Source organism: Bacillus cereus group sp. BfR-BA-01522, from assembly GCF_022662635.1.
Classification (GTDB): Bacteria; Bacillota; Bacilli; order Bacillales; family Bacillaceae_G; genus Bacillus_A; species Bacillus_A cytotoxicus.
The window spans coordinates 106,678-127,501 of record NZ_JAKUDY010000006.1 but is presented as its reverse complement, the minus strand read 5'-3'; the positions used below and the strand labels follow the sequence as shown (position 1 = coordinate 127,501).

The following is a 20,824-nucleotide window of genomic DNA, read 5'->3' as shown; positions in this document are numbered from 1 at the left end:
ATGAACTTAAATGTGATCAACCGTGAAATGAAAGTAGGGCAAATTAAAACAAATGGGGTATCTTCTTCCTCCCTTTTTTTAATTGGAGACGCAAATCTCCTTATTCTCTCTTCTATTCTTGATACACCGTTTGAATCTGTGACAGAAGGACCGTTTGTACCACTTGTTACAGATGTTCCTTCTACTCCAGGTTAAGGAGAAGCACACTTATGTTTCGACATGTCTCGATCGTACAAAATGCTTCTGTCGTCTCGATGGGGATTAGCGCCGTCTTCCAAGTTGGAGATGCAAATCAAATGGCCTTAAAAAGTAGAGCTCTTGCAGTGCATCGAGAAATCCCTTTTTATTTAAAAGGTGAAGGTCGACTTGATGCTTTTAAACTGTTTACTGATAAATATATTACAATCCCGAAACGTTCAACCGATGTCAAACTGAATATTACAAACGAAAGCCCTTTTATCGAAGTAAACGATGTCAACTTACTCACACTATTAAATTCAGCTTGTTTTCAAATCGGCTCTGTTGACTATGTATTTAGCAACTCTCGGATTATACAAATCCGTCAATACATGGAATGAATGAACCTTTTAGAAAATAACCCATATAATGTTGAAAAGAAGACGAATGAAGTGGGGGAATCTTATGCCATCTGTTGTCGGAAACCTTATCGTGCAAAACAGTAATGGCTCTTTTAACTTAGGTGATTTTTATAATGTTTCTCCAAAAGAAAATACGAAAGCCTACAATGGCTCAGGTGCTTCAAATGTTGCTTTTATTGTCAACACATTTAACGGTGTAAGTGCAACAAATACATTTGACCCTGATGTAGCCGACCAAGACCAAATCGTGACAGCATAAAAAAGTAGGAGAATTGTCTCCTACTTTTTTATGCTACCATAGCGTTCATTCTTATTGTCGTCATGTGACACAGTTCCTTTCTCACATCATTTCTATTCCTCAATCGTAATCACATGATTTCCATCAAAAAAGTATAAACACTTTTCTTTTACAGGGTGTTGTAACGTTTTTTCTAGTGCTTTAGCATATAAGGAAAGCTGTACTTTATAGCGCTCTTCTAAAATCGGTTTCGCCTGATCGAATCCACCTGGAAATTTCCCTTCAATTGTATCTGTTTTAAAGTCAATTAACGTAATGCCATCATCTTCTTCGATCATACAGTCGATAACCCCTTGTACGAGTATCGTCTCTTCGCTCTTACCTTGCCAATTTTGATACGCTTCTTTTGCTGAAAGCATCATCGTAAACGGTACTTCTCGCTCAACACTTTTCGCTTCTAACACTCGTTTTCCAAGATGACTTTCAAAAAATGCCACTATTCTTTCGACACTGATTTCTTCTGCTTGTTCAAAGGTTAAGATCTCTTTATTCACCATTTTTGCGATTTGCTCTTGAATAGATTCAATTGTAATAGATTGCTTCAAATCAACATGCTGCATAACGGCATGAACAGCTGTTCCACGCTCTGCATATGTTAAGCCTTTTTTCTCCATAAAACGCGGACGTGTTCGAATTGGCGCACGTAGTTTTTGAATAAAGGCCGTATCACTTCCATCTTCCGATTGATAATTTCTTTTAATCTCTGTAACAGATTGCTTCGCACGTTGAAGCGTTGCATCCTCGTATTCGTATTTCCATGTTAATCGATTATATACTTCATCTTTTCGTTCACTCTCTAACGGGACAGCCTTTTTCTCACGCAGCGCTTCTAACAACTCTTGCTTTTCTTCTTGAGCTGGCTCTGGTGCGAGTAACGTTTTGCCATCAACGAATTCTACTTTCCAGCTTGTATCATATTCATAAATTTCATTTGGAATCGTACCTTGTCCTAATTCAAGGAGTATTTCACTATCTCGATGTCGGTATAAGGAAGGAGCAATCCAATCTAAATAACATGACGCACTAGCGCGTACATAATCTGGTAGTAACCATTCTGTATGCTCCCGTGTATCAAGCCATTTTTCCATTTCTTTTTCCTTATCTTTCACCGTTCCAATTAAAATTAATTTTTCTTTTGCACGCGTTAACGCAACATATAATACACGCATTTCTTCTGCAATTAACTCGCGTTTCATTTTTCGTTTAATCGCTAATTGCGATAATGTCGTATATTTAATTCGCTTGCGCGGGTCAATAAATTGTGAACCAAATCCGAAGTCTTTATGCAATAAGAAACGCTGCATTAAATCTTGCGTATTAAAACGACGGCCGAGCCCTGCCACAAACACAACTGGGAACTCTAGTCCTTTACTTTTATGAATGGTCATAATGCGCACAACATCTTCTTGCTCTCCAAGAGCTCTTGCAGTTCCCATATCATCACCGCGTTCTAAAATGCGCTCAATAAAGCGTAAAAAGCGGAATAACCCTCTAAATGATGTCGCCTCATATTGCCTTGCGCGGTCGTATAAAACACGCAAGTTTGCCTGACGTTGCTTTCCGCCAGGTAATCCGCCGACAAAGTCATAATACCCAGTTTCACGATACACTTTCCAAATTAAGTCAGAAAGAGATTGCTGACGCGCAAACTCACGCCATCCTTGCAGTAAGTGATAAAACCACTTTAGCTTTTCATGCAGTTCCTTCTCTCCTTCAAGCGGTGCTCCTCGTAAGAACGAGCGCATCACCTCATAAAAAGAGCCTTTCTTTGCATGCGCACGAAGCATCGCAAGTTCCTCATCATTTAGCCCAACAATTGGCGAACGAAGTACAGCTGCTAGCGGAATATCTTGCACCGGATTATCAATAACGCGGAAAACATTCATCATAATATTTACTTCTGTCGCTTCAAAATAGCCCGTTGCAAGTTCTGCGTATACTGGAATGCCTTGCAGCTTTAATTCTTCCATAATTTGCGGCGCCCACGGCATCGAGCGCAGTAAAATAACAAAATCGCGATATTGGACCTGACGCATTTCATTCGTTTTCCGGTCATATACTGTATATCCTGAGTCAACCATCGCTTTTATGCGCTGCGCAATGAGACGTGCTTCCAGCTGCGCTTTTTCTACTTCTTCACCCTCTTCTCCATCTAGCACTTCTTCTTCAGATTGGTGAATGCATAATAACTCTGCCGCTACATCTTCTCCTTCTGGATAGCTTGCACCTAACTTTAATTCAGCGTCAGCATCATACTCAATTTCACCAACTTCTTCGCCCATAATTTGTTTGAAAATAAAGTTTGTACCAGCTAATACTTCATGACGACTGCGGAAGTTTTTCGCTAAATCAATTTTCATTCCGCCTTCTAATCCTTCTTGTGTAAAACGTTTATATTTTCCTAAAAACAAGCCGGGTTCTGCTAATCGAAAGCGATAAATAGACTGTTTTACGTCACCGACCATAAACAAATTACCTTCTTGCTCAGAGTCTTTCGTTACGAGTTTAATAATGGATTCTTGAACGAAGTTTGTATCTTGATATTCATCAACGAGAACTTCCGCAAATCTATTGCGGTATTGAAGTGCAACTGGCGATGGGCGCAGTTCACCATCTTCACCTTGCTCGCTTAAAATTTGCAAACAAAAATGCTCTAAATCTGTAAAATCAACCATTCCTTTATCACGTTTTATCGCTTGAAATCGGTTCGAAAACTCTTTAACAAGCTGCACGAGTTTTCCTAATACAGGGTGCATCTCTTGAAAATCACGTAAAAAGCTTTCTGGTTTACGACTAAACAGTTCTTCTTGTAATTTCTTCACTTCATCTTTTGCTTTATTGCGAAGAGAATCGACTTGTTTCACAATATCTTCGTTATAATCGCTTTTCTTAATACGCTTTAACGTTTGCCACGATACATGCTGCATTGCTTCATATACACTTGTCCACGACTTGCGCGCAGCATGAGATAGCGTTTCTAGTAAAACGAGATCCGTTTGTAATGTCTCCATGCGAGGAGCAGGACCATCGGGAAGCATCGCTAATTCCATTGCTTTTCGAATGTGCTCCGTTGCTGTTTCAAGCTGGAATTTCACATCTTCTAATAAATAAGAAGCATACATTAAATCTTCAATTGTTTTTCCTTCCACATTATACGCTTCTACTAATCTATCAAGCCACTTTTCTGGATTTGGATGCGCTCCTGCTGCTGTATGCAGCGCCAAAATCATTCGCTGCAAATCATCATCATTACGGTCGCTCGTATAGCGATCGACAAGTTCAAAGAATAGTTGATTCTCTTCCATTCCATACTCTTCTTCTAATATGTCATCTAACACTTCTTCTTTTAATAACTCATTTTCCGTTTGATTCGCGATGCGAAAACGAGGATCGATATCAAGCATGTAATAATATGAACGAATGACTTGTAAACAAAAAGAATGAATTGTTGAGATGGAAGCCTTATTTAATAAGCTCAGCTGCTTCCGTATATGCCGTGAACTCGGTTCCTCAATTAATACTTTTTCTAACGCTTCCCCAATTCGATTTTTCATCTCTTGCGCGGCTGCATTCGTAAATGTTACAACGAGTAAGCGATCGACATCTACCGGATTCTCCTCATTAATAATCTTTTTAATGATACGTTCAACGAGTACTGCTGTTTTCCCGGAACCTGCTGCTGCTGCAACTAAAATATCACGTCCATGTGCCACAACAGCTTTCCATTGATCATCTGTCCATTGACTCCCTTCTGGTTTTGCTGGCCAATTTTCTACCATCATTCCCCGACCTCCTCTCGTATTTTCTCCATTGCTTCACTATCTTTCATATCTTTTAATGTACGGAACTGATTGTCTTCCAGCGATTCATCGAACTGGCAGACAGAGCGGAAGTGACAAAATGTGCACGCTGCTTTATTCCCCATTTTATATGGAGCAATATCAATGACACCTTCTGTAATGTCTTTTCCGATCGTTTCAAACGTATGGTGTACGTATTTTTGTAGCACAGAAAATTCTTGTTCACTTGCGATGTTAGAGCGTGCGCTGAAGCTTCCGTCTTTTTTTAACCCGGCTGAAATAATGTCAGAGCTTCCTGTTGATAGTTTGTTATCCATTAAACGAACAACATCTGCATCTCCAAGCACGAGCCCTTTCATTTTAAATTTCTTTAAAATTTCTTTCTCAATCTCCTCTTCAGAAGCGTCACCTTTCACCTCAACAAGTGGATTATGAATATGGAAGTATAACACACCTGCTGGTGATGCGACTTCCCCCTGTTTCATCCACGTACCAGCATTAGAAATGACGACATCCAAATACGTCAGCATTTGCAATGCTAATCCGTAATATACTTCTGTTAAATCCAGCGCTTTCGAGCTCGATTTATAATCAATAATGCGAAGAAACGTACCGCTCTCATCTTCCGCTTTATCAACTCGATCAATCCGGCCGACAACTTCCATTTTCACACCGTTTGATAATGTAAATTCCATCGGTGGTAATGAGTCTTTGCCTCCCATACCAAACGGAACTTCTAAATCAACTGGAACAAATCCACTCGCCTTAGCATGTTCCCTAAGCACAAGCGATGTTCTAAAAATAATTTGCTGTAATTTTTGTTTCAAATAAGCATGTCGATTTGAGCTTAATAAAATTTGCCTTTGTAATAATGGAGCAATTTCTTCTATTACTAATATGGAAAGATGCTCACATTCTTTTATGGATAAATCAGCCCAAGTCCGTTTTTCACGCAAGAGCTTGTCCGCAATTTTCTTTAGCGCTGCATGGAACAGCTCCCCGATATCTGGTGCATCTAATTTAAATATATCGCGCTCTCTCAATGATAAACCGTGCTGTGCAAAATGAGCGTACGCACAGCGATTAAATAATTCCATACGAGAGACACTTCCTTTTATTTTATCTCCATATAAAATTCGACTTACAGCCGTACTTAATTTCTTCGCACGATTTCGATAAAACAAACTGGATAATACACGGTTGCTTTTTTGCTTCCATTCATCGGATGTAACGTAGAAATTATATACATCCCACCAAAAGTCTAAATCACCTTCAAAACCGTATCGCTTCCACGTTTGCAGTTGTTGCATCACATATGACAATGTTACTTCTGGCGTCGTTACATATGAAATTTGTGCTGCGCGCGATAAGTCGTTTACATCGTTTGTTACAAACGTCTCTTTCACATTAGGAAACATTCTCTTTATTTTCTTCATAAAACTAGAAGCTAGTAATGTCTTTCCTTCTTCATCTGCAAGAGGACAAGAGATATATAGTTTCTCAGATGCTCTTGTCACCATTTGATACAAGACAAACTGTTCTTCTAATAACGTTTGTCTTGTCGTTGGTGCTAATTCCACGCCCGCTGCTGCAAGAACATCTCTTTCTTCATCAGAAAGCATCCCTTCATCTGTCGGCGTAGCTGGCATCACACCTTCATTTGCACCAATCACAAATGTTGCCCGAATATTTGAAAGTCTAGAGCGATCGATATTTGCAATTAATACTTGGTCTAACGATGGCGGGATATTGGCAAATTGAAGTGCCTCAAGCCCTGTCGTCATCACATCAATAAACACCGATAGAGACATACTTTCTTCTCCAAGCATCTCAACAAATGTATCAAGAAGATTCATCACTTCTTCCCACACTTGATCATGGTCTGTCGCAAATAAGAAATCCCCGCTTTCTTCAGCACGTACACGTAGTTGTTCTAATTTCTTCGGAACATCTAGCTCCTCTAAAAATAAATATACAGCTTCGCACATTTGCATAACAGTACTTGCACGTTTCAATCTTTTTTGCAGACGAATGATTGGCGTTCTTACAATCTCACGAAGACGGTTCATTTTCTCTTCCATTTGGCGTTCACGATCTGTTATCACCTCGTTCCCCTCATCAAGAGAGCGATAACGACGATACGTCCACGGCTCATCGGCGGTCCATTTCTTACCTTGGACACCATACGCCAAACAGTAGTTTTCAAACTCATCCATTTCTTCACGCATCACTTCTTTTTTTACATCCAGCGGATATAAAAGTTCTGTTTTCACGCAGCGAAAAACAGCATCATAACGCCAATTCCCACTAATTATTTCTAAAGCAGAACGAATACATTCGACTAACGGATGGTGAGACATCGAGCGCTTTTCATCAATGAAATGCGGAATATCATAATCTGCAAATAATGTTCTTAACACATCATAATAGCTTTCTCCGTTCCGAAGAAGTACGGCAATATCGCGGTATCGATAATTCTCTTCTGCAACAAGTCTACGAATTTCTCGCGCTACTCCTTCTACCTCCGCTCGTAAATTCGCAGCTGTATGGATGGCAATACTCGTCTCTCCGTAAAACTTTTCGTTCGGACGCGATTCATAGTGAGCTTCTAAATGCGCTAATGCTGGAGAATGAAATCGCGGCTGTTCTACGAGCGAAATCGTTTTTTCCATTACCACTTTCTCTTCACGTGCTACTTGTTTTACTTTTTCATACGTCAGCACTGTTTCATAAAACAAATCCAGTTCATTGACTGGCTGGGCGAACGTTTTTTCATCCACCGTTAATGTAATCGTCATTCTTGCTCCGCATCTCATTAGCTGCCTTATAATTTCAAGCTCTTGCGGGGAGAACGAATGAAATCCATCAATATAAATTTCTGCATCCTTTACATACTCAGAAAACGGCAGTTTCTCAATAAGGAGCTGTAAATAATCTTCCGAATCTAAATACTTTCCAATTAAAGCTCGTTCAAAATCATCATATAATAGCTGCAAATCATATATTTTATTTGCCAGCAACTTTTGTTCGGCGCTACTGCTATGCGCATCTAACTGTTGCCACATTTCATATACATGAGATGGCGTTATATTGTAACGTTTAAACTCTGCAATCATACCTCCAAGATGTTCAAAGAAGCCATTTTGTTCAGCGGCTTTTTGAAACACATATAATCCTTCTTTGCGCGATTCAATAATTTTGCGAAGTAACATATGCACACCCGCTTCATCAATATGAAGACGACTTGCCCCTCCTACTTCTTGCAACACTTTCCAAGCTAATCGTGAAAAACTAAACACTTGTGCACGAATAGAAGCTCTTACCTCTTCACTTCCTATTAACGCCTGCTGCGTCTGAAATGTCATTTGTTCAGGAACAAGATACAAGATTGTTTTCCCTCTTGGGCGCTCTTTTAACTCTTCTTGCACTTCTCGTAAACAAAGTGTACTTTTCCCACTTCCAGCTCTTCCAATCACAAATCGAAGTGACATATAACCCCACCTTTCACCTATATAACGAACGTTAGTTTGCTGTCATCATTGTATTATAGGACACGAAAAAAGACAAACAGAGACTGCTTGCCTTTTTTCCTCTTTTCTATATTATAAATCATTCTACTCACCTTTTGAAAAGTTCATTTGCATTTCGTTAATCGGCCAATAACGTAAATCGACTTTTCCAACAACCGCATCTGCTTTTATAAAACCAAAATGTCTGCTGTCCCAGCTACCAAGACGGTTATCGCCAAGTACAAAAATATATCCTTTTGGCACAACCTTTTTTTTCGTTAACTCTTCCAACTTAAAATCTCCTGTCAACTGGCGTCCTTTCACTTGTTCCTTATATGTTTCTAAATACGGTTCATCAACAAATTGACCATTAATATATAATTTATCCTGCTTATATTCAATATAATCTCCAGGTAAACCAATGATTCGTTTTACATAGTCCTCTTTTTTATTCGCATGGAATACAACAACATCAAATCGATGTAACTCTCCAACTTGATAGCTCACTTTGTTCACAACAAGCATATTACCATCTTGAAGTGTTGGCATCATCGACTTTCCCTCTACAACATAAGTCGAGAAGAAAAACGTTCGAAAAAAAAGAGCTAGTAGTATCCCGATAAGGATCGTTCTCATCCACTCTACGCTTTCTTTTTTCAAAGTTTGCTTCATCAGCCTCTCCCCTCACCCTTTTCTACAATGAAGCTGTATGTACAGCGCGGACTTCTCTCCTCAATGCAGTTCTAATTTCACTTCAATTTTCTTACCAACATACCAAAGAATAAAAACAACTCCTATCACAATAATTGTTTTTACAGGATTATGGATAAAAGAAGTTAAATCATGACCGATATAGCTTAACATAAAAATCATAACAAGCTTTCCAAGTGTTAGAGCTAATCCAAACTGCCTTACACTAATGCGCGATAATCCCGCGACTACATTAATCAATGCAGATGGCGTAAAAGGAAAACAGTACAATACAAAAATAGGTGCAAATCCTTTTCGTTCAATCCATCCCATCGCACTCCGTACTTTCGGATGTTTATTTATAAAAGAAAAAAAGCGACTTCGCCCAAACTTACGAATAACAAGAAAAACAAGAAACGCCCCCAGCACCGAACCGATCCAAGAATAGAAACATCCAAGCCATAGACCAAAAGCAACCGCATTTGCCATAACAAATACGATCAGTGGAAGTACGGGAATAAGCGCTTCTGCCATTGGCAAGCCAATGCCAAGGAGCAGACCAAACGCCCGGTAACTCTCGACAAGTTGGTCCATATTTTCTGTTGAAAAATATTCTTTGATTGTTTGAAAATCCATTCTACAATTTACCCCTTTATTATTTTCACTATCCCTACTTTATCATTGCTTCGTATAAAGAGGAAATGGTAGATATAACAGATGGAGATGTATGTATTAAAGTTCCATACGATGATGTAAAAACCCTTCCTGATTATCGTATGATTATCTATCATGATTTGACAGGATTTTACACCTTTCATGTTTCCATGTAACAAAAAAGAAACCAGTTACTTCATCATATCTGGTTTCTTTTCATTTTTATTATATGAGCATTTTACCTGATTTATTAATCATTCTCCTTCTATATCTTCTTCCTTTACAAGGTAGACTTTTTCATACGCTGGTCTTAACGTTGATATCGCTTCTTTTGCAACTGGCTTAAACTGCAAGTTTCCTTGTTTATCTTTTCGATCTTCATATTCTGTTCTCAGCTTTGCTGTACGGTTTTGTTGATTCTCAAAACTACTCTTTGACATCTCTAATTTCACTGCAAACACATTAATGAACCGAATAATAAGATTGCCGTCTGCTAACTCTTTATTGCTTGCAATATGAAAATGAGAGAGCCATGCACATTCTTTTCTTGAATAGGAATACGTGGGAAAGAAATAAAGTTGATCGGTGGGACTAATTGCGATAGGTGCTTTATGAGTAATACGTGTTAACTCTTTGGTTCCTTCTTTCCTCCCTAAAAAACTCGATCCATGCTTACGACAGCTTCGTTCTACAATATCAAGCGGCTTTTGGAACATAAAAAAAGAGTCTTCCACTTCAATTACTCTCGTTATTACATTTTTTTCCCCTAAAATAACAGGCAGTAAAGCCATAGTTTTTTTATTTATTACGTAATTTTCAACATAGCGCTCAGCTCTACCATCCATGGTGTGTTCACTCCTTCTATAAAATTCATTTATATTAGCAGCTGCACAAATAATTGTATCACACCTTTTGTAAAATAATTAAAATTTTCAATTTTTTTACATTCTTTTATAAAACTTAAAAATGACATTATTTCTTTCCATAAAAAATACCCAACGTCAAAAATGTATATAGTTCGTTCCAAATAGAGATATTATTTCAACTAAAAGTAGATTTTCCATGTTTGAAATATTTATAACATATTCGTTAGTCTCATGAACAAGACTGCTTCAAAAGTCCAAATGCCCATATAGAGTAAGGTAAAGAAGCAAAGAAGGGTTATTACACCATATGTATTTCCTCAAAAATGTATAACAAAAAAGATGGCCAAAGCCATCTTTTTTATCACACACAATAAAATTATAGTTTTACAACGTTTTTAGCTTGAGGTCCACGGTTACCATTTTCGATTTCGAAGCTAACTTTTTCGCCTTCTTCTAAAGATTTGAAGCCTTCAGTTGTGATTGCAGAGAAATGTACAAAGACATCGCTTCCACCTGGAACTTCGATGAAACCAAATCCTTTTTCATTATTAAACCATTTTACTTGTCCTGTTACTGTCATTCTTATTTCCTCCTAAGAAAATACATTTTTTAGTTTTTCATGTAAAAAAAGAATCCACACATTATCAAATACGAAACATAAAACAGTTCTCACATACTTTTTCTCGTTCGTTTTCAGCACTTGATAATATATGGATTGCTTAATTTAATTATTCAACTGAGATTAGTATAACATAATAAAGATAAGATGTATACTTTTTTTAAAAAATAAATCTTCCAATTTTTATACTCTCTATAAAATAGAGCTATCACCCTAAAAAACGAAACAGATATACAAAAAGAATTTTTTCAATAGAAAACAGGCGCCTAGTATCGACACCTGTCCCCTCACTTATTTTGTAAACTGCGCCTCTTCCGTAGAACCTTTCAGCGCTGTTGTCGAAGATGTACCACCTGTAATAACTTGCGCGACTTCATCAAAGTAACCCGTTCCTACTTCGCGCTGATGACGCGTTGCGGAGTAGCCGTATTGTTCAGCAGCAAATTCTGCTTGTTGCAATTCAGAATATGCTGCCATGCCACGCTCCTTATAACCGCGTGCTAATTCAAACATGCTATAGTTTAAGGAATGGAATCCAGCAAGCGTTACGAATTGGAATTTATAACCGTATGATGCAATTTCTTTTTGAAAGTTTGCAATTGTTTTTTCACCTAATTTTTGTTTCCAGTTAAAGGATGGCGAACAGTTATAAGCTAGTAATTTCCCTGGATACTTCTCATGAATCGCTTCAGCAAAGCGCTTTGCATCTTCTACATTTGGCTCAGATGTTTCACACCAAACAAGGTCTGCATATGGTGCATATGCTAAGCCGCGCGCAATTGCTTGATCGAGCCCCGCTTTTGTACGGTAAAAACCTTCTGGCGTTCTTTCTCCTGTAATAAACTTTCGATCGACTGGATCGATATCGCTTGTAATTAAATCTGCTGCATCCGCATCCGTTCTTGCAACAATGATTGTCGATACGCCCATTACATCTGCCGCTAGCCGTGCTGAAATTAAATTGCGCACTGCTGTTTGTGTTGGTAATAACACCTTTCCGCCTAAATGTCCGCATTTCTTTTCCGAAGATAATTGATCTTCGAAGTGAACACCTGCTGCTCCTGCTTCAATCATACTTTTCATTAATTCAAATACATTTAATTGTCCGCCAAATCCGGCCTCAGCATCAGCAATAATCGGCACGAAGTAGTCGATACCTCCGTTTCCTTCCATATGCTGAATTTGATCTGCGCGCTGAAGCGTTTGATTCATCCGTTTTACAACAGCTGGTACACTATTTACCGGATACAAACTTTGATCCGGATACATATGACCAGATAAATTCGCATCCGCTGCTACTTGCCAACCACTTAAGTAAATTGCTTTTAAGCCCGCTTTTACTTGTTGCATCGCTTGGTTACCTGTTAACGCTCCCAGCGCATGAATGTAGTCTTCTGTATGAAGCATGTTCCAAAGTTTCTCCGCACCACGGCGCGCCAATGTATGTTCAATATCAATTGACCCGCGAAGACGAATTACATCTTCAGCAGAATAAGGACGCGTAATCCCCTTCCAGCGTGCATTTAATTCCCAATCCTCTTGCAATTGCTGAACTCTTTCATTTTTCATTTCTTCCATCCCCTTTTCTTTTATAAAATTTCATAACCAGGTAATGTTAAAAATGGTTCAAACTCATCCTTACGCACTAAATCAGTAAATAACTTTGTCGCTTCTACAAATCTACCTTTCTCAAATGATTCTTTTCCAATCTCCTTCTCTATTTTCGCTAGTTCTTCCGCCTTCAATTGTTCTACTAAAGCAAACGTAACTTTACGACCGTCATTCAGTTTCCCCTCCTCATGACGAATCCACTGCCAAACTTGCGCTCTTGATATTTCCGCTGTTGCCGCATCTTCCATTAAGTTATAAATAGGTGCTGCCCCGCGTCCACTTAGCCATGACGCAATATATTGAATGCCAACACTGATATTCATGCGCAGCCCTTCTTCTGTAATCGTTCCCATAGGTACTTCTAATAAATCTTTTTCTGTTACATGCAGTTCCTCCCGTTTTCTAAATATTTGATTTGGTGTTTTCATAATGTGATTAAATACTTCCATCGCAACTGGTACGAGTCCTGGATGAGCAACCCAAGTTCCATCATGCCCATCTAAAGCTTCGCGCTCTTTATCGACCCGCACTTTTTCAAAGGCGATTTCATTCGCCTCTGGATTATTTTTAATTGGAATTTGCGCTGCCATCCCCCCCATCGCTGGTGCATTTCGGCGGTGACACGTTTGAATGACTTTCAAAGAATACGCGCGCATAAACGGTACTGTCATCGTAACTTGTGCTCTGTCTGGAAGCAAAAATGCTTTATGATTGCGGAAACATTTTAAAAAGCTAAAGATATAATCCCATCGTCCACAATTTAATCCAGCGGAGTGATCACGTAATTCATATAAAATTTCATCCATTTCAAATGCAGCATGGATCGTCTCAAGCAGTACCGTCGCTTTAATTGTGCCATTTGGAATACCGACATACTTCTGTGCAAATACAAATACATCATTCCATAAACGAGCCTCTAAATAGCTCTCCATCTTTGGCAAGTAAAAATATGGACCGCTTCCTTTTTCAATTAAAGTTTTCGCATTATGGAAAAAGTACAGTCCAAAGTCTACAAGACTTCCTGACATACGTTTCCCGTCAACTTGCATATGCTTTTCTTCTAAATGCCAACCGCGCGGACGTACAATAAGTACAGCTGTTTGATCGCCAAGACGGTATTCTTTCCCACTTGGGCTCTTATATGAAATCGTTCCTTTCGCAGCATCTCTTAAGTTTATTTGACCTTCTATTATGTTTTTCCATGTTGGTGAACTCGAGTCTTCAAAATCTGCCATAAAAAGATGTGCCCCAGAGTTTAAAGCATTAATAATCATCTTTCGATCTACGGGTCCCGTAATCTCTACGCGTCGATCTTCTAAATCACGCGGAAGCGGCGCAATTGTCCAATTGCCCGCACGTATATGTGCTGTTTCTGGTAAAAAATTCGGAAACTCTCCCGCATCAATTCTTTTCTGTTTTTCTTCTCGTTTCTTCAATAACTGAATACGACGTTCATTGAAATTCTCATGCAACTCTTTCAAAAAAGTAAGCGCTTCTGGTGTCAAAATTTCGTTGTACGATGGTAATAATTCTCCAGCGAGTGTCACTCGTGAAGTTTGCGTTGACATATTAGCATCTCCTTTTTTAAACTGTCTTATAACAGATTTATATTTACTCTTTATATTATATAACAAAATTCCGGAAAAGGAAGGTGTTTTTTGAAAAATCAATCTTTTTTATGATGGAATTTTCCATTCACTCAAGATAATAAAAAGAAAAAACCTGCATCAAAAGGTTTTTTATACACCCTTTTGGCACAGGTTCTTTTCTTTCAATTCCTTATTTATTATTCAGCGTGTTCATTAGTAAGTGCATTATATAAAAATTGTGCATATTGCTCACGCGTTACCTTCATCTCCGGAGCAAATTTCCCTTGTCCAATTCCTGCTGCAATCTGATTGGATTGTACAGCACTAATTGCATCTTTTGCCCATGAATTTGCTGGAACATCGTTGAAACTATGCGGAGCTTTCACCTCTAAATCAAAAGCAGTCGCAATAACTTGGGCCATTTCTGCACGTGTTAGCGTATCTTTCGGTCTAAAATTCCCTTGCTCATCCCCTTGGAAAATGCCCATCTCCGTTAAAGCTAAAATTTCTTCCAAAAATAATGTTGATCCATGCTCATCAAGATCACCGTATGGATTTTCATATTCCTCTTTCTCTTCAATTCCTTCCATACTACGATAAATTAATGCCGCGACTTGTTCACGTGTTACATCATCCCCTAGTCCAAAAATACCATGACCATATCCCGCAATAATTCCCGCGTTTCCTAAATCAGAGATTGCCTCAAAAGCCCAATGATCTTGTGGTACATCATGAAATACAACCGGCTTACTTTCAGCTTTTACATTCAAACTCTCTGTGCTAAATAAAGCTCCCCCCATAATCGTTAATGATGCGACTACTTTCAAAAATTTCTTATTCACTACATTCTCTCCTCTATGTATATGTACTTTGTTTTAATATAAATAATTGATACAGAGGAGACAAGACACAAATTTGCCACCTTCGTGACAAATCTGTGAACTATATTACATGTAATTTTTTATTTATCAACTTGATAATCAACCTCATATAATATCATGATTTTCAGCACAAATACTTTTATATATAGGGGGCATTGCTATATTTCTTTCTAGCATTTTCAATATCCATAATTCCATTTATTACATTGTATATTATGAATACAACAAAAAGTACAATAAAAAATCATTGCACTTTTTCATAATCATGCAAGAGCTCTTTATGCATCTACTTCATCTTTTATATGATAATGAATAATAGCTTGATTTAAAAACTTCGCATATTGCTCACGTGTTACAAATGCGCTTGGTTCGAATTTTCCATTTCCAGCTCCAATTACAACTTTATTTGATTGTAAAGCACTTATTGCCTCTTTTGCCCAATGATTATCGGGCACATCATAAAACGTATGTTGGCGCTTTACTTCAAATTCGAATGTTCTTGTAAGAATCTGTGCCATTTCCGCACGTGTTAACGGTGCTATCGGTCTAAAGTTTCCGTTTTCATTTCCCTTAAAAATACCGCGCTCTGTCAATGCTAAGATTTCTTTTGGAAACATTGTAGATCGTTCAGAAATATCATTATAGGGGTTCTTTAACGGTCCTTTGTGCTCAAGTTGAAGTGTACGATATATAACTGCTGCCACTTGTTCACGTGTTACATAATCTTCTACACCAAATTTACCATTTCCATACCCTTCAAGAAATTTATGATAAACTAAATCCATAATATCATCATATGCCCAATGCCCTACTGGAACATCCGCAAACACAATCATCTCAGGGTACTCTTCCGCTCTAATTGGAGCCGTACCGGCACTTATCAATAACCCACCAACAATAGCTGCTGTAGTCATCACACGGCATACTTTTTTCTTCATTTTCCTCTCTCCTTCCTCCCTATTGATACACAATAAGAAAAGAATAGATTGTATTCGATTATTCATAACTACATATGCTTCATTGACAAATCATATAAACAAATCAAATACGCTTTAATATCTATTATTATGGATTTCACAATTATAAGAGGGGCAATTCATATTAAAAATGTAAATCGGGTGCAAATTGTTTTGAAGAACCGTTATCCTCGCCTTTTTTCTTCTATTTTTATACCTCCTTCTTTTTAAAAAGGACTAATGAAACCTCTTACAAGGATGTTATATAATATATATTCTATACCATTTCACCTCTATCCTTCTCCTATGAAAAGTTCATGATATAGACAAAAAACGCAAAATTATACGATATCGACCAAACGCCAAATCCCACACCTTATCTCTACAAAAAATAAAAAAACTCATCCGAAAATTATCCTTTTTAGACAGACTTCTTTCTATTTCTAACTTTTTATCACTTTGAATACGCATGCTCTTCCTCAAGCGCTGTTTCTACTTCTGATTTTCGAAACGTAAATGCCATTCCAGCAAAAATGAAAATAATCCCGATTACTTGTAGCATTGTTGGTCTAAAGCCTGTAAATACCGTATCTAATAAAATCGCCACACCTGGATCTAAAAATACTAATACAGAAATGAGTCTTGTTGGCAAATCTCTTAAACTATCAAAAAACAGATAATATACAAATCCTGTATGTATAAGGCCCGTTGCTGCTATATACAACCAATTCTTTTCTGTCAGTCCTTGAAATGCATGAAAATCAACAAATGGTAACAAAAGAAAGATTCCTAAAAAGGTTTGCAGAAATGTCATTGTGTATGCACTCGTCTGTGAAATTCCCTTTCCTAAAAGAGTCGTAAATGCGTAAAATAAAGCTGCTAGAAGAGCCCAGACCATTCCGGATGACATGAGTTTTCTCATAGAAATACTCCCATCTACTCCCGCAACGAATACAGTTCCAATAAAACACATAACAATGGAAATAATCGCGAATATTGTTAATTTCTCCTTAAATACGAGGCTCCCAATTATTAATACAATGATAGGAGCAAGATGATACACAGAGATAGCGATTGTAATCGACATAACCTCAAACGCTTTAAATAAGAACACCCAGTTAAAAACGAGAAATATACCACATGCTAATATTTGCATCACTTCTTTCCGATTCCATTTCTCCTCCTTATACTGACCGGTGACAATCCAACACAAAGTTAAAAACACTGTCGCACAAATACAACGTATAAATACTAATTCAAAAGATGGTAAGTTCGTTTGAACGGAAAAAAATCCAATTGATCCAAAAATAGACATGGATAATATCATTTTTAGCGCTGGCATCGATGATTGTATTTTTACTTTATACTTTGAAACCAAAAGATAGATCCCCCTTAAGCATTCCTTCTTCCGAAGAAATAAATGTAAATATTTTTAAAATTAAATCAAATTATACTTCATACATTATTATTTGTAAAAATATAGAATAAAAGACATATTAAGCTTCACATACTTAACATGTCTTTTTCTCTCTTCATATGATCCCTCTACTGACGAGTGTTTCCCCTATTTTTGTAAGGTAAATTGAGAAACAATTTTCTCCAATCCCCCTGCGATAATATGGAGTTGCTCAATTGCAGTAGAAATGGTTTGGACTGATTCTTCCTGCTTTAAGATAGATTGTTTTACCATATCGGTACAGTCAGATGATCTTTGGGCAATGTGAGCCATTTCTTCTGCTGAAGCAGAAATTTCTTCACTACTTGCAGCCATTTCATCCGTAGATCTAGAAGCACTTTCAATTTGAAGCGATGCTTGTTGAACCTTTTCTGCAATCTTTCCAAATACTTCTTCTGTACGCATCGCTACTTCTGTACCTTGCTGAACATCCTCTTCTACTTTCCCCATTATCTCAACTGTATGGTTCGTTACTTCCATGACTTGGCCAACAAGTTGTTCAATTTGTTTTGCCGATTCACTAGACTGCTCCGCTAACTGTCTAACTTCATCAGCAACAACCGCAAAACCTCTACCACTTTCTCCAGCACGTGCAGCCTCGATCGCCGCATTTAATGCTAATAAATTAATCTGTGAGGCAATTTCTTGTATCACATCAATAATTTTCACAATTTCTCCTGATTGGACTTTCATATTCCCTACTTGTTTCACACCTTGCTGGACAGAACCATATATGGTATCCATTTGTCGAATCATCTGCTTCATAAATTGATTTCCTCTATCCGCTTCTAATGCAGATTGAGAAGATAACTCATTTACAGATGAAGATATATCCACGATTCCTTGTATCTCTTGTGTCAATTCTTCCATTGCACACGCAGTTTGTTCCGTCGCTTTCTTTTGACTATCCGCACCACTTGCCACTTCTTCAATATCTACTATAATTTGTTTAGCGGCCTGGTGCGACGTTTCTGATGCGGAAACGACCGCATGAGAGTGCTGCGATAATAGTTGAATGTTCTTTTCAACTTCTCTCATATTCTCTCTTAACCCTTCAATCATACTATTAAAATCACTAACTAATATACCTAATTCATCTTTCGCTTTATAATCTCCATATACCGTTAAATCGCCTTCTTTTACTCTTCCCATCATAATACTTACAGTTTGTAAAGGCGTGACGATTAACCTACTAATAATATAACTTAATATACAGATCAAAATTGTACTAACAGTTACAGTTATGATAAAACTTGTAATAGATTGTTCCACCATATTTTGAGAATCATCGAATACTTTATCTACTAAATCTGCAACATATTTTTCTAAATCCCCTGTATAACGAGCCAACTCAGCACCTTTTGGTTTGAGTTCTTCGCGGAACTCATTTATATGTTGTGAATCATGTATCAACTTTTCTTTTTCAAACAAACTTTCATATGTATTCCTGTAATCTGGTACAACCTTTTTCATCTTTTGAAACAGTTCATCTTCTTGCTTACTTAAATTAAAGCCATCATCATATTCTTTCAATAAAGAATCATATTTCTTCAGGTCATCTTCAATATCTTTGGCAATCTCTTTCCTCTCTTCACTTTGTGAAATCGTCATTAATGTTAGCAAATTATATTCTAATGCCTTTTGTGTGCGAAGCATACTTTCCAACAAGACATTAGAATATTGATAATCATCTGCAACAATCTTTGTGTTCTGTTTCATCTGTCTCATCGAGTTCATTGCTACGCAGCTCATCACAATGAAACCGAGAACAACTAATGAAATAAGTAAAAATAACTTATATTTCACTTTCAAATTTCGTAAAAAACGCATAAATACAACTTTACTCCTCTATATATAGATTTTTAAAATTTTATAGCTTATTATTGAAAAAATCAGCAGAAAAATCAATGAAAAATTTTACCAAAAATTATTTACTAAAAATAAAGAAGTAGCAAACCGCTACTTCTTTATTTTTTCTGCCTCTCATATTCTTCAAATGTATGAATTCTTTCAAAAATAGGTGGATGTGTATATAAGAAAAATTTTACTAAAGCAGGTGGGTTTACTTGACTAAGGCTTGTTTTGGATAAATATTGGAATGTTTTTACTCCTGCCTTACCATCTTTCGTCATATGTAATGCATATTGATCCGCCGCACGTTCTTCAATGCGAGATACATAGTTTGTCGCCGGACTTGCGGCAAAAGATAATATAGAGGAAATTAAGAAAAATAAAGGGAGAATGGATAAACATGCAAGCTTTGAAATTCGCAATGTATCTCCCCATTTTCGTAAACAAAGATTTAAAATGCGACTAATCAAGTACATGCCGATAAATGTTAAAACAATATAACTGGCTACGCCCCAATATATATGTTTCATGACATAATGTCCTATTTCATGCGCCATAATAAACAAAATCTCTTTATCTTTTAGTTGCTGAAGCGTTGTATCCCATAATACAATGCGAGAATTCTTTCCGATCCCTGTCACGTATGCATTTAATGCATTTGTTTTTTCCGACATATTCACTTCATATACATGTTCCGCAGGGATATGTGCTTGATCTGCAATCGTTAAAATTTTCGTTTCTAACTCTTTATTTTTTAAAGTTGAAAACTCATGATAAAGCGGATCAATTAAAACAGGCTGTACAAATGTTAAAAAGATGGTAAATGGTACAGATAATGCCCAGCCTGCTAACCACCAACGCTTCGGGAATTTATTCATCAGCCATAATAAAACGGAAACGATCAGAAACATTATTACATAGTTGATCCAAAAATCAAGAACGTGATCTCGTATCCAGCTCGCTGTTGTTTGTGTTGAAATACCATAATCAATAGATACTTGATGCCCGAACCATTGCAGTGGTAATGAAAGTGCCGTTGTAAGTAATGATAAATAAAATAAATAAATCGCAATTTGTATGACTTTTACCTTCGATGTTTCTTTTGACCATTTCTCAAATTTATTTGATACCCCTAAAACGAGAACAAGCAATAAAATCATCCATTCAAGAGGCACAGATAAAAAAAACAGCAAATTTTTAACTCTCGAAAAATCTTGGCTTAATGTAAGTTCTTTCGCACTCATAAAGGTTGCTGGATCAGCACTCGTGCCTTTATACATGTCTGGAATCATTTCATGGTTCCAACCAAATAAATACCAGTATATAAATAAGGCAAAACCAACGTACAAAAAAAGCGACCATCCAATAACTTTTCTCACTGTACTCCCTCCTCTATGCTGCCTGTCTATTATTATTGTAAGTTCGCTTCTCTCAAAATAGAACAA

At 37.3% G+C, this 20,824-nt stretch carries 17 protein-coding genes; 4 read left to right on the top strand and 13 right to left on the bottom strand.

Going from position 1 to position 20,824, the window contains the following annotated elements:
• The 3 genes from MR059_RS10960 (at position 1) to MR059_RS10950 (ending at position 858) form a co-directional block, all read left to right on the top strand.
• Complete coding sequence (locus MR059_RS10960; protein ID WP_011983952.1) at positions 1–195, top strand: hypothetical protein; 195 nt, start codon at positions 1–3, stop codon at positions 193–195.
• A 14-nt stretch (positions 196–209) separates the two neighbouring features.
• Complete coding sequence (locus MR059_RS10955; RefSeq protein ID WP_011983951.1) at positions 210–578, top strand: spore germination protein GerPE; 369 nt, start codon at positions 210–212, stop codon at positions 576–578.
• 64 nt (positions 579–642) lie between these two features.
• On the top strand, positions 643–858 hold the full coding sequence (locus MR059_RS10950) for a spore germination protein (protein ID WP_011983950.1): 216 nt from the start codon (positions 643–645) through the stop codon (positions 856–858).
• Between the two features lie 92 nt (positions 859–950).
• On the opposite strand, the gene addA is transcribed toward MR059_RS10950, so the two are convergent.
• The 4 genes from addA to MR059_RS10930 all read right to left on the bottom strand — a co-directional run bounded on the left by addA (position 951) and on the right by MR059_RS10930 (position 9,532).
• Positions 951–4,676 carry a helicase-exonuclease AddAB subunit AddA gene (addA, locus tag MR059_RS10945; protein ID WP_242161764.1) on the bottom strand — a complete coding sequence of 1,242 codons (3,726 nt, stop codon included), beginning with the start codon at positions 4,674–4,676 and terminating at the stop codon, positions 951–953.
• Positions 4,676–8,188, bottom strand: coding sequence for a helicase-exonuclease AddAB subunit AddB (addB, locus tag MR059_RS10940; RefSeq protein ID WP_011983948.1), 3,513 nt, complete (start codon positions 8,186–8,188; stop codon positions 4,676–4,678). The genes addA and addB overlap by 1 nt, the downstream gene beginning before the upstream one ends.
• Before the next feature lie 123 nt (positions 8,189–8,311).
• Entirely contained in the window at positions 8,312–8,878 is a 567-nt protein-coding gene (gene lepB / locus MR059_RS10935) for a signal peptidase I (protein WP_011983947.1), read from the bottom strand.
• A 60-nt stretch (positions 8,879–8,938) separates the two neighbouring features.
• On the bottom strand, positions 8,939–9,532 hold the full coding sequence (locus tag MR059_RS10930; protein WP_011983946.1) for a TVP38/TMEM64 family protein: 594 nt from the start codon (positions 9,530–9,532) through the stop codon (positions 8,939–8,941).
• Between the two features lie 65 nt (positions 9,533–9,597).
• Between MR059_RS10930 and MR059_RS21815 the strand changes: the two genes are divergently transcribed.
• Positions 9,598–9,726: a hypothetical protein gene (locus tag MR059_RS21815; RefSeq protein WP_255815495.1), complete on the top strand. Its 129-nt coding sequence runs from the start codon at positions 9,598–9,600 to the stop codon at positions 9,724–9,726.
• A 78-nt stretch (positions 9,727–9,804) separates the two neighbouring features.
• Here the strand turns inward: MR059_RS21815 and MR059_RS10925 are convergent, their stop codons facing one another.
• The 9 genes from MR059_RS10925 to MR059_RS10885 all read right to left on the bottom strand — a co-directional run bounded on the left by MR059_RS10925 (position 9,805) and on the right by MR059_RS10885 (position 20,758).
• Complete coding sequence (locus tag MR059_RS10925) at positions 9,805–10,395, bottom strand: competence protein ComK (RefSeq protein ID WP_242161756.1); 591 nt, start codon at positions 10,393–10,395, stop codon at positions 9,805–9,807.
• Positions 10,396–10,792: 397 nt separating this feature from the next.
• Complete coding sequence (locus tag MR059_RS10920) at positions 10,793–10,996, bottom strand: cold-shock protein (RefSeq protein WP_011983944.1); 204 nt, start codon at positions 10,994–10,996, stop codon at positions 10,793–10,795.
• 330 nt (positions 10,997–11,326) lie between these two features.
• Positions 11,327–12,604 carry an isocitrate lyase gene (gene aceA / locus MR059_RS10915; RefSeq protein ID WP_011983943.1) on the bottom strand — a complete coding sequence of 426 codons (1,278 nt, stop codon included), beginning with the start codon at positions 12,602–12,604 and terminating at the stop codon, positions 11,327–11,329.
• Between the two features lie 20 nt (positions 12,605–12,624).
• On the bottom strand, positions 12,625–14,214 hold the full coding sequence (gene aceB / locus MR059_RS10910) for a malate synthase A (RefSeq protein ID WP_011983942.1): 1,590 nt from the start codon (positions 14,212–14,214) through the stop codon (positions 12,625–12,627).
• Between the two features lie 218 nt (positions 14,215–14,432).
• Positions 14,433–15,077 (bottom strand): S-layer homology domain-containing protein, encoded by a 645-nt coding sequence (locus MR059_RS10905; RefSeq protein WP_011983941.1) that lies wholly within the window; start codon positions 15,075–15,077, stop codon positions 14,433–14,435.
• Between the two features lie 317 nt (positions 15,078–15,394).
• Entirely contained in the window at positions 15,395–16,054 is a 660-nt protein-coding gene (locus MR059_RS10900; protein WP_048722243.1) for an S-layer homology domain-containing protein, read from the bottom strand.
• A 472-nt stretch (positions 16,055–16,526) separates the two neighbouring features.
• Entirely contained in the window at positions 16,527–17,414 is an 888-nt protein-coding gene (locus MR059_RS10895; RefSeq protein ID WP_041810254.1) for a DMT family transporter, read from the bottom strand.
• A gap of 222 nt (positions 17,415–17,636) precedes the next feature.
• The gene (locus tag MR059_RS10890; RefSeq protein WP_242161755.1) at positions 17,637–19,358 is read right to left on the bottom strand and encodes a methyl-accepting chemotaxis protein; all 1,722 of its coding nucleotides are present in this window, start codon (positions 19,356–19,358) and stop codon (positions 17,637–17,639) included.
• Positions 19,359–19,495: 137 nt separating this feature from the next.
• The gene (locus MR059_RS10885) at positions 19,496–20,758 is read right to left on the bottom strand and encodes a M48 family metallopeptidase (RefSeq protein ID WP_087094601.1); all 1,263 of its coding nucleotides are present in this window, start codon (positions 20,756–20,758) and stop codon (positions 19,496–19,498) included.
• Positions 20,759–20,824: the final 66 nt, after the last annotated feature.